The organism is Rhodococcus sp. HM1 (genome assembly GCF_023218075.1).
In the GTDB taxonomy this organism is placed as follows: domain Bacteria; phylum Actinomycetota; class Actinomycetes; order Mycobacteriales; family Mycobacteriaceae; genus Rhodococcus.
Window position 1 is genome coordinate 1 of sequence record NZ_JALPTB010000123.1, and the last position, 8,979, is coordinate 8,979.

The 8,979-nt window shown below is 67.5% G+C and carries 10 protein-coding genes; 2 read left to right on the top strand and 8 right to left on the bottom strand.

Annotation, left to right across the window (positions count from 1 at the left end; translation table 11 throughout):
- Positions 1 to 133: 133 nt before the first annotated feature.
- Positions 134 to 1,483: an MFS transporter gene (locus M1M07_RS31175; protein ID WP_197251558.1), complete on the top strand. Its 1,350-nt coding sequence runs from the start codon at positions 134 to 136 to the stop codon at positions 1,481 to 1,483.
- A gap of 96 nt (positions 1,484 to 1,579) precedes the next feature.
- On the opposite strand, the gene M1M07_RS31180 is transcribed toward M1M07_RS31175, so the two are convergent.
- From M1M07_RS31180 to M1M07_RS31210, 7 genes are all read right to left on the bottom strand, one after another.
- Positions 1,580 to 2,539 carry a permease prefix domain 1-containing protein gene (locus tag M1M07_RS31180; RefSeq protein WP_197251557.1) on the bottom strand — a complete coding sequence of 320 codons (960 nt, stop codon included), beginning with the start codon at positions 2,537 to 2,539 and terminating at the stop codon, positions 1,580 to 1,582.
- Positions 2,536 to 2,901, bottom strand: coding sequence for a PadR family transcriptional regulator (locus M1M07_RS31185; protein WP_197251556.1), 366 nt, complete (start codon positions 2,899 to 2,901; stop codon positions 2,536 to 2,538). Before M1M07_RS31185 ends, M1M07_RS31180 begins: the two co-directional genes overlap by 4 nt.
- A gap of 68 nt (positions 2,902 to 2,969) precedes the next feature.
- Positions 2,970 to 4,526 carry a polyamine aminopropyltransferase gene (locus M1M07_RS31190; protein WP_248676636.1) on the bottom strand — a complete coding sequence of 519 codons (1,557 nt, stop codon included), beginning with the start codon at positions 4,524 to 4,526 and terminating at the stop codon, positions 2,970 to 2,972.
- A gap of 2 nt (positions 4,527 to 4,528) precedes the next feature.
- Positions 4,529 to 4,999: a DUF350 domain-containing protein gene (locus M1M07_RS31195; protein ID WP_197251565.1), complete on the bottom strand. Its 471-nt coding sequence runs from the start codon at positions 4,997 to 4,999 to the stop codon at positions 4,529 to 4,531.
- Positions 5,000 to 5,028: 29 nt separating this feature from the next.
- A complete protein-coding gene (locus tag M1M07_RS31200; RefSeq protein ID WP_197251564.1) occupies positions 5,029 to 5,421 on the bottom strand; it encodes a DUF4247 domain-containing protein in 393 nt (130 codons plus the stop codon).
- 5 nt (positions 5,422 to 5,426) lie between these two features.
- On the bottom strand, positions 5,427 to 5,933 hold the full coding sequence (locus tag M1M07_RS31205; RefSeq protein WP_248676632.1) for a DUF2617 family protein: 507 nt from the start codon (positions 5,931 to 5,933) through the stop codon (positions 5,427 to 5,429).
- On the bottom strand, positions 5,930 to 6,520 hold the full coding sequence (locus M1M07_RS31210) for a DUF4178 domain-containing protein (RefSeq protein WP_248676633.1): 591 nt from the start codon (positions 6,518 to 6,520) through the stop codon (positions 5,930 to 5,932). Before M1M07_RS31210 ends, M1M07_RS31205 begins: the two co-directional genes overlap by 4 nt.
- A gap of 223 nt (positions 6,521 to 6,743) precedes the next feature.
- Here M1M07_RS31210 and M1M07_RS31215 point away from each other — a divergent pair, with 223 nt between their 5' ends.
- Entirely contained in the window at positions 6,744 to 8,075 is a 1,332-nt protein-coding gene (locus M1M07_RS31215; protein WP_248676634.1) for a YhgE/Pip domain-containing protein, read from the top strand.
- A gap of 27 nt (positions 8,076 to 8,102) precedes the next feature.
- On the opposite strand, the gene M1M07_RS31220 is transcribed toward M1M07_RS31215, so the two are convergent.
- Positions 8,103 to 8,979, bottom strand: an 877-nt coding sequence (locus M1M07_RS31220) for a cytochrome c oxidase assembly protein (RefSeq protein WP_248676635.1), incomplete at its 5' end; no start/stop codon positions are given.

The window sequence follows — 8,979 nt, forward strand, 5'->3', positions numbered from 1 at the left end:
GGTCGGGTGGCCAGTCCTTTCAAGCCCCACTCGAGAGTTGGGCAACCAATCATCAGCCTCGCCCGGCCCGCCCGGGTTACAGCACAACGTAACTCTCACGAAGTAACTGCACCTACGAACTTAAGGATCCGTCATGGGATCACCGACTGTCACCAGGACCGACGTGCCGCCGGGCTCGATCGTCACCGACCAGCCACCCAGATCCAGCTTCAAGCGTGTCCTCACCGGCAGCATGGCCGGTGCCGTGCTCGAGTGGTACGACTTCGCGATCTACGGCATCCTCGCCGCGACCGTCCTCGGTCCGCTCTTCTTTCCCGGGGACAGCGGCGTCGCCAAGCTGCTGCTGGCGCTGGCCACGCAGGGTCTCGGCTTCGTCGCCCGCCCGTTGGGCGGCATCGTCTTCGGACACCTCGGTGACAAGTTCGGCCGCAAGCCGATGCTGGTTGCCACGTTCCTCATGCTGGGCACCGCGACCGCGGCGATCGGTCTGCTTCCCACCTACGACCGAATCGGCATCTGGGCAACGGTCCTGCTGGTCGTGCTGCGCATGATCCAGGGCTTCGCGCTCGGCGGCGAGTTCGGTGCCGCAGTGCTGCTGGTCAGCGAATACGGCGAGCCGAAGAAGCGCGGCTTCTGGGCCTCATGGCCACAGGCAGGTGCTCCGATGGGCACCGTCCTCGCGACCATCGTGGTATCGACGATCGGCTTCTTCCTCTCGGACCAAGCATTCGACCAGTGGGGCTGGCGCGTCGCCTTCCTCTTCGCGATCCCGCTGCTGATCATCGGCTTCTGGGTGCGCCGCGGCGTCGAAGAGTCGCCCGTATTCAAGGCCGCACAGGAACAGGCCGCGAAGGCCCCGGCTGCGCAGGAGCGGTCCTCGATCCTCGAGGCGTTGTCGCGTCCGCGTGCCGTCCTCACCGGTCTGGGCATGCGCCTCGGCGAGAACATCGCGTTCTATGTCTACACGGTCTTCGTCATCGCGTACGCCACCACGTACTTCGACTTCCACCGCGGCGACATCATCATGGCGGTGACGTTCGCCTCGCTGTTCCAGTTCGTCGGCATGATCGGCGGCGGTGCATGGTCCGATCGGGTGGGTCGCAAGACCGCGATGCTCGTGCCGGCGATCGTCCTCGTCGTATGGGCTCCGGTGTTCTTCTGGCTGGTCCAGCTCGAGAGTTTGCCGATGCTGTGGATCGGTGTGTGCGTGGGTGCGCTCTTCCACGGCATGCTCGCCGGACCGGAGGCCGCGTGGATCACCGAACTGTTCCCGACGCGCTACCGCTACGCCGGATCGTCACTGGTCTTCCAGGGCTCGTCGATCATCGCCGGTGCCCCGGCGCCGTTCATCGCGGTCTGGCTGATCGAGAACTTCGGTGTCGGCACGGTTGTCGGCTACCTGGTGATCACGATGGCGATCACGGTGATCGCCCTCACCCTGAGCCGAGAAACGAAGGGCGTGGATCTCGACGAAGTCGCGTGACCTTTCGAAATTCCTCCGGCGAACTGCTTCCCGAAGGCCGGGCCGAGAAATTCGGTTCCGGTCTCCGGGGAGCAGTTTCACATTCGCGGTCGGGTACTAACAGGCGTGAGTCCCCCTGTCCCGCAGCGCCTTCACCCACCCTTCGCCGATGTCCCACACCGCGACGAGAGCGACCACGACGATCACCGCCGTCGAAGCGGCGCTGGCCGAGTCCGTCGCTTCGCCGAACGCGGCGACGAGATAGTCGGGGTTGAACAGTTCGTCGCTCGCGGCGAGCCAAATGACCGGCAACGTGAACAGCAGGCTGAGGACCGTGTTGATCACCGCCATGGAAATCGTCCATCCGCCGATGGCGTAGAGGACGACTTCGAAGACGGCGCTGAGCACCAGCAGGACGAGCAACGCCGGGATCCAGAACGACCAGAGATCGGGGTCGAGAATCGCGATTGCCGATCCGTCGTCGGATCGGAATCCGGAATAGGTTCGCTGGAGGATCAGGAACACGAACAGGAACACGTAGATCGCAACCGTGAACACGGTGTCGGACAACGGCACTCGTCGAGAATCGTCCACCTGCGGAAGCCGATCGACGGTCCACACGCCCGTCGGATTCGCGACCGAAGCGCCGGTGCGTTCGAGCACGGCGAAGACGACGGTCGTCCAGAAGGCGATGTGCAGCGCGACCGTCCCCGCCGTCCAGATTCCGGACCCGAGTGCCGAGATCGCCGAGGCTCCGTCGAGGACATCCAGCACCAGCACGACGACGCCGGGGATCGGCGCGATCCACAGGAGCACCGACAGCAGCCGTCGCCAGTCCAGATACAGTTCCGGCCCGATGAGGTAGAGCGGCCGCTCCGAGTATTCGGCGGCGAGACGGGCCGGGTCACCGAGTTCGGTGAGCACGCGTTCTTCGGCTTCGGCCGGGTCGGAACCGGACTCGACCCGCGCGTCGACGGCGTCGGTGATCGACGCACGCAGTTCGCGGTCGATGTCGTCGCGCTTGTCCACCGGGATACTGCGCAAGGTCGCGGCGACGTAGCGATCGGTGAGAGTCATGGTGCGCCTCCTTCGGTGGTGGGTGGGACGGTCCCGCGATCGAGCGCTTCGAGACTGCGACCGAGTGCCGTCCATTCCCGCAGCAACTCCGTCGCGAGTTCCTCGCCCGCGGCGGACGTTCGATAGAACTTGCGCGGTCGCGATTCGTCGGTGTTCCACTCGCTGACGAGCAGCCCTTGCTTCTCGAGCCGCCGGAGCAGCGGATACAGCGTGTTCGCCTCGACGGCGAAACCCGCATCGGCCAGCGCTTCGAGCAGTCCGTAGCCGTACCCGGGCGTGCGCAACATCAACAAGCTGGCGACCACGACGGATCCGCGGCGCACTTCCTGTCCGTGTACGGCGACGACCTCGGGATCGAGCATGGCCAACACGATAGTGTGTGTCACACACTATTGCAACGGACGCAGGTGGCTCGGGTCCTGCAGGTGACTCAGCGTTCGTAGCCGCGCCGCATGTCGTCGACGATGCGCGGGCGGTCCAATGTCGAGGGTTCGAGGGAGCGCCGTTCGCGGTCCAGCGGGAACACCGCCGCCGCCGCGAGGGTCGCGGGATCGAGGAAGCGCCGCGGCGCGGCCGTCGGCGACAACGCGAGTTCCGGTGCGGTGCCCACCTGCGCCAGGGTGAATCCCCAGTCCCCGAAACTCGGCACGTACACGTGATAGGGCGTGACCCCCAGGCCCGCCGCTTCGACGCTGGCCACCGTCCGCCAGAACGCATCCGGCGTCGAATACGGACTGCCCGACTGCACGACGAGCAGGCCGTTCGGATTCAGGGCCGCAGCGGCCAGTCCGTAGAACTCCGTGGAGTAGAGCCGACCCAGCGCCGGGGTGTCCGGGTCGGGCAGGTCCACGATCACCGCGTCGAACCCGCCGCCGCTGCGTTCGCGCAGCCACCGGAACGCGTCGTCGATCACGAGGGTGAGCCGATCATCCTGCAGCGCAGCCGCATTGAGATCCCGCAGGCGGGTGTTCGCCAGATCAATGACCGCGGGGTCCAGTTCGATCTGCACGATCTCGCGAACGGTGTCGTGGCGCAACACCTCTCGTGCCGCGAGACCGTCACCACCGCCGAGGATCAGCACCCGCTCGGGGTTGCGCGCCAGCGCCGGGTACACCAGCGCCTCGGTGTAGCGGTGTTCGTCGCGGCTCGAGAACTGCAGGTCCCCGTCGAGGTACAACCGCACGTCGCCGGCACGATCGGTGACGACGATCTCCTGGTATTGCGAACGCTGCGCGAACACCACCGGATCGGGGTACAACCGCTGCCGCGACGTCGTCTCGATATCGGCGGCGCGCACCAGCAGCCACCCCAGCACGGCGGCCGCGAGCAGCAACGCGGCGACCGCCAGTATCCGTGCGGCCGGCCGCAACTGCCCGCGCAACAGGAACAGTGCCGCGACCGCCGCGGCACCCAGGTTCACCATCCCGGTCAGCGCCGCACCGCGGATCAGCCCGGCCATCGGCAGCAGAATCAGCGGCCACACCAGCCCACCCAGCAACGCGCCCGCATAGTCGGCGGCGTTGAGATTCGCCAGCACCTTCCCGGTTTCGCGGGCGTCGGAGTCCCGGCCGGTCTGCAGCAACGTCATCAGCAGCGGCACCTCGGCGCCGACGAGCATGCCGATCGCCGCGGTCGCGACGACGAGCACCCACGTCGACGAGCCGACGAACGTGAACGCGACGTACAGCACCGCCGCGCTGAGCCCACCGACGAGCCCGAGCACCACCTCGACACCGACGAACGCCTGCCCCGCGTACGGCAGCAGCGGCTTGGCGAGCAGCGCTCCGGCACCGAGGGCCGCGACGAAACCGGCTACGATCAACGATGTTTCGGTGATGCCGCCGCCGGTCAGGCTCACCGACAGGGTGAGCAGCGCCAGTTCGTACACCAGACCGCACGCCGCGCACGCCGCCACCGCGGCGAGCAGCACCACCCGCGCCCGGCGACCGAGGGGCCGCGCCGCGGTGATCGGTTCCGGATCGAGAATCGTCACGACAATGCGGCGGCGTTGACCAGGCCGACGGAGACGAGCGTGACCGCGACGGCCCATGCCGCCCCACTCATGTGGGGTTCACCGACCAACGACACGAGACGCCCGGGCAGCGCCCGATTCATGATCACCAGCGCCACCGCCTGCAGCACGATTCCGACGAGTCCGTAGACGGCCGAATCCACCAGGCCCTGCGCGAATCCGTCGGAGCTGGTGAGGATCGCGGTGACCACGATGATGGCGAGCGCGAGATGGTTGGCACCGAGCAGCAACGCCGCGTTCGGGTTTCGGTCCACGTACACCTGGTGACGCAGATTACCGGGGGTCAGTGCGTCGAGCACGGCGAATCCTGCTGCCAGGACACCGATTCCGACGACGAAGTAGGCGAGTGTCGCGAGGACGCCGCCGACCAGCAGGACCGGGTCGACGGTGCCGATCTCGATGTCCGCAGCCAACCAGGTGACGGTCATGTTCTGTACTCCCGAATAGGTGTTCGCGGTCATTTTGCGTCTCCCGATCCGCCCGAGGTGTTCCCGGCTGCGGGTGATCCCGGCGTGAATCCCGGTCCGAGATAGGCGTATCCGCCACTGCTGTAGCGGCCGCCGAGGTCTTCGACGGTGATGGTGCTGCCGCCGCCGGGGGCCGCGCCGACGGTGACGATGTCGTCGTCGTACCGCAGGTACTCGCGACCACCGTCCGCGCTGCGTGCCGCCGGTTCCATCTCGTCGACGATGTTCGCCACCGTGATGCCCACAGGATCCGGGCTGTAGTAGGTGGCGACGTCTCCGTTCCTGTCGCGCAGTTCGTAGGTGTCCGCGAGCCAGTCCCGGACCGGCGCACCACAACCGGCGACTGCCAGTGCCATCGCGCCGAGCACGATCAGGGCGAACATGCGTTTCACGGCTGCCACACGCTCTCGGTCTCGACGATCACCGACTCGTCCCGGTAGGGATACAGATGCCAGGTGCGCCAATGCCAGTGGCCTCCGGTAGCGGCGGCGGTCAGGACGGTGAGTGCGTCGCGGTCGCCGGGGAACTCGGCGCACAGCCAGCCGGACCGTCCGGCGGCCCCGGTGCGCAGCATCTCGGCGCGGCGGCCGAGCGCCCGTCGGGAGACCGTCTCGATGTGGCTGGTGAACCGGTAGCCCTGCCGGTGTTCGACGTCGGGCAACGGCCGGCCACCCGCTGCGATCGCGTCGCACGACACCTGCTCGGTGAGGGTGCGGCCGCGCGCGGTCGCGGTGACGACGTGCGAGGCGCCGAGCACCCCGAGGGTCAGCTCCCCCGCTGCAGGATCGGTCAGATTCAACTCCACGAGCGGACGCGGCGCCGGGGCATCGACGACGAGACCCAGTTGCCCCGCCGAGACGTCCCGGGTCTCGACGTCGAGCAGATGCACACTCATTGCGCGGGACCGGCGTGGATGACGGTGAGCTCGCTGCGGGTGACGGCGCGCCCGGTGGACACCTCCCACGACGCGGTGCGCGCCCACCGTTCGAACGACAGCAGGCCGGCGCGGTCGGCCGTCGCGTAGTCGGCGTAGTCGACGGTGCCCGTCGGCGCGGTGCCGGTCGTTCCCTCCGCGGTGAACCGCGCGGTGCCGCGTTCGATCTGCCGGTACACGCGGTCGTCCAGGATCACGTCGCCGTTCGGTTCCAGACCGGTGCCCTCGCGACGCATCCACAGTGTCATCTCGAGTTCACCCTCGTCGTTCTCGACGGTCAGCCAGCGACGGCCGGTCGAGCCGTCGAGCAGGTGTTCGTGCCAGCGGTATCCCTCCTCGTCGAGGGTGATGGTGCCGCGCACGACGTGGTCGATGCCCGCGTAGGTGATGATGTCGCCCACCCCGATGGTGTACGGGTCCCAAACCTCCGGATAGTCCGCGAGCGGATCGACCCGAGCGGCCGGTGTCGTCCTGCGTGTCCGGACCACGACGACGAGCGTCGCCACCACGACGACCGCGATCAGAACAGCGATCAATATCTCGGTCACAGCTGAAAATCCCCCTCGGATGTATGTCCGGGCCGACCCTACCGGGGTGGAGTGAGGCATCTCGCGTCATGGGTTACGCCGTGGTTCTCGACACCAGGGGTTCGCCGGAGGTCGGTTTCGAGGGGGTGGGTGTGCACAATCTATGGGCCGGACCATCGGCCCGGTACACGTGGACGAAGGACCTCGCCACACGCTGTTCGCCGCCATCCCCCGGAAGGCCGGAATGAGTTCCACCGAGAACATCGTCGATCCGCATCACGACACCCTGCGCGGTCCGCGCTTCTGGGTCGGACCGATTGTCGTGGTGACCGCCTTGATGGCGGCGCTCGCCTATCTGTACCTCGGCAGCATGATCAGCCCCGCCGATCACCTGCGGAAATTCCCGATGGCGATCGTCAATCAGGACGTCGGCGACGTGATGCCAGGATCGGACGCCCGCCGGAACCTCGGTGACGAGATCACCGCCGGGATCCTCGACGGCATCGACCCCGAGCGCATCGACATGCAGCCGATGGGTATCTCGGCGATGAACTCCGGGCTCGACAACGGCACGCTGTACGGCGCGATCGTCATCCCCAGCGACTTCACCAAGCGCACCTCGATCCTCGCGCAGGCCAGCGTCGTGCCCGGCGACATCGAGAAACCGATCATCACGGTCTACACCAACCCGCGTACCGGCACGTTCGGCACGAACATCACGCAGACCATCGCCAACCAGGCCATGGCCACGGTGAACGCCACGATCGGCGAACAGCTCACCCGCACGGTCGAGGACACCCTCGCGACCTCGGCACCGGACCTGCAACTGTCCGGCGGCAGCCGGATCACGCTGGCCGACCCCATCAATGTGCTCACCGTCCCGCACAAGCCGCTGCCCGACAACACCGGCGCCGGCCTGTCCGCGTTCTACTACACGCTGCTGCTGATCCTCGCCGGTTTCACCGGCGGCATGATCGTCAACACGATGGTCGACCAGGCGCTCGGCTTCCAGCCCGCCGAGTACGGCCCGCGGTTCATCGCCCGCGAGACGACCCACCTGTCCCGGATGCGGGTGCTGCTCATCAAGTGGGGAATCATGTTCGTCGTCGCGATGATCGTCTCGGCCCTGTATCTGTGGATCGGCACCGCGCTCGGTATGCCGTTCCCGCGCGCACTGCTGATGTGGGAGTACGGCACCCTCGCGATCACCGCCGTCGGGGTGACCGCACTGGCCGTGGTGTCGATCTTCGGTCAGGCCGGTCTGCTCGTGAACCTGCTGCTGTTCATCGTGCTCGGCCTGCCGTCGTCCGGCGGCACGGTGCCCCTCGAGGCGATGCCGCCGCTGTTCGATTGGCTCTCGACGTTCGAGCCGATGCACCAGATGTACATCGCGACCCGCGCGATCCTGTACTTCGACGGCCGCGGTGCCGCCGGGCTGGCGCACGGCGTGTGGATGACGCTGCTGGGCCTGGCGATCGGACTGGTGCTCGGCGCGGTGATCACGATGATCTACGACAAGCGCGGGTTCCACCGTCGCCACGATGTCCCGGAGGTGTCGGCCCCTATCGGCGGGTGACCGCTCCCCGCACGGTGCAGGAGCGGGTCATCGCTCCCGGCGGAACCGCTCCTGCATCTGCGGGTCGCTCTCCCACCAGAGTCCCTGCACAGCGGACGGTTCTCGATCGGCCCCGGCGACACCCGAGCGGTCCGGACCGGATCGCCGGGCCGCGTCGCGTTCCAAGGTGTCACGTTCCATGGCGTCGTGTTCCATCGCGTCGAGTTCGGCGTCCACGGCCGCCGCGTTGGCCCGTTCGTCGAGCGTGAGTGCCCGCATCAGCACCAGCAGGAACGGGATGCCGATGACGTCGCCGAGGATCGACAGCATGCCCGCACCGATGATCTGGTCGGTGCGCAGATCCGGCCCCCAGGTCCGGGCGATCTGCTCGTAGTGCTCGACGGCGACGAGCGGTCCGAACCAGAGGACCAGGCCGAGGAGACCGTCACCGATCACTTCGACCACTGCGATCGTCATGGAGATCATCTGGGAGAAACGACGCGGCACCGGGTCCACCTGGATCCGGGAGTAGAAGTACCCGAAGCCGACCAGGACCAGCACTAGCCGGGTGATCTGGTCGACCCAGGAATGGGTGAGGACCGCGGGATACCAGCCGGTGAGGTACAGCAGCCACGGGGTGGCGAGCATGGCGACCGAGGTCGTCGCGGGATGCGCGAGGATTCGCGCGCCGCGGCCGGACACGGCAGCGTCCACTCGCTGCCGACCGGTGGGTCCGAGTGCGCCGCGCAGCACCGTCACGGGTTTGCCCAGCGCCAGGCCGAACGGCACGACCAGCAGCAGGAGCACGACCTGCAGGGCGCGAACCCAGAACAGGGTGTCGGCGTACACACCGATGAAGCTCGTCGCGGCGACCGCCCACGTCGCGCAGCCGAGGAGCAGGAAGCAACAGGCCCGTCCCCGTCCC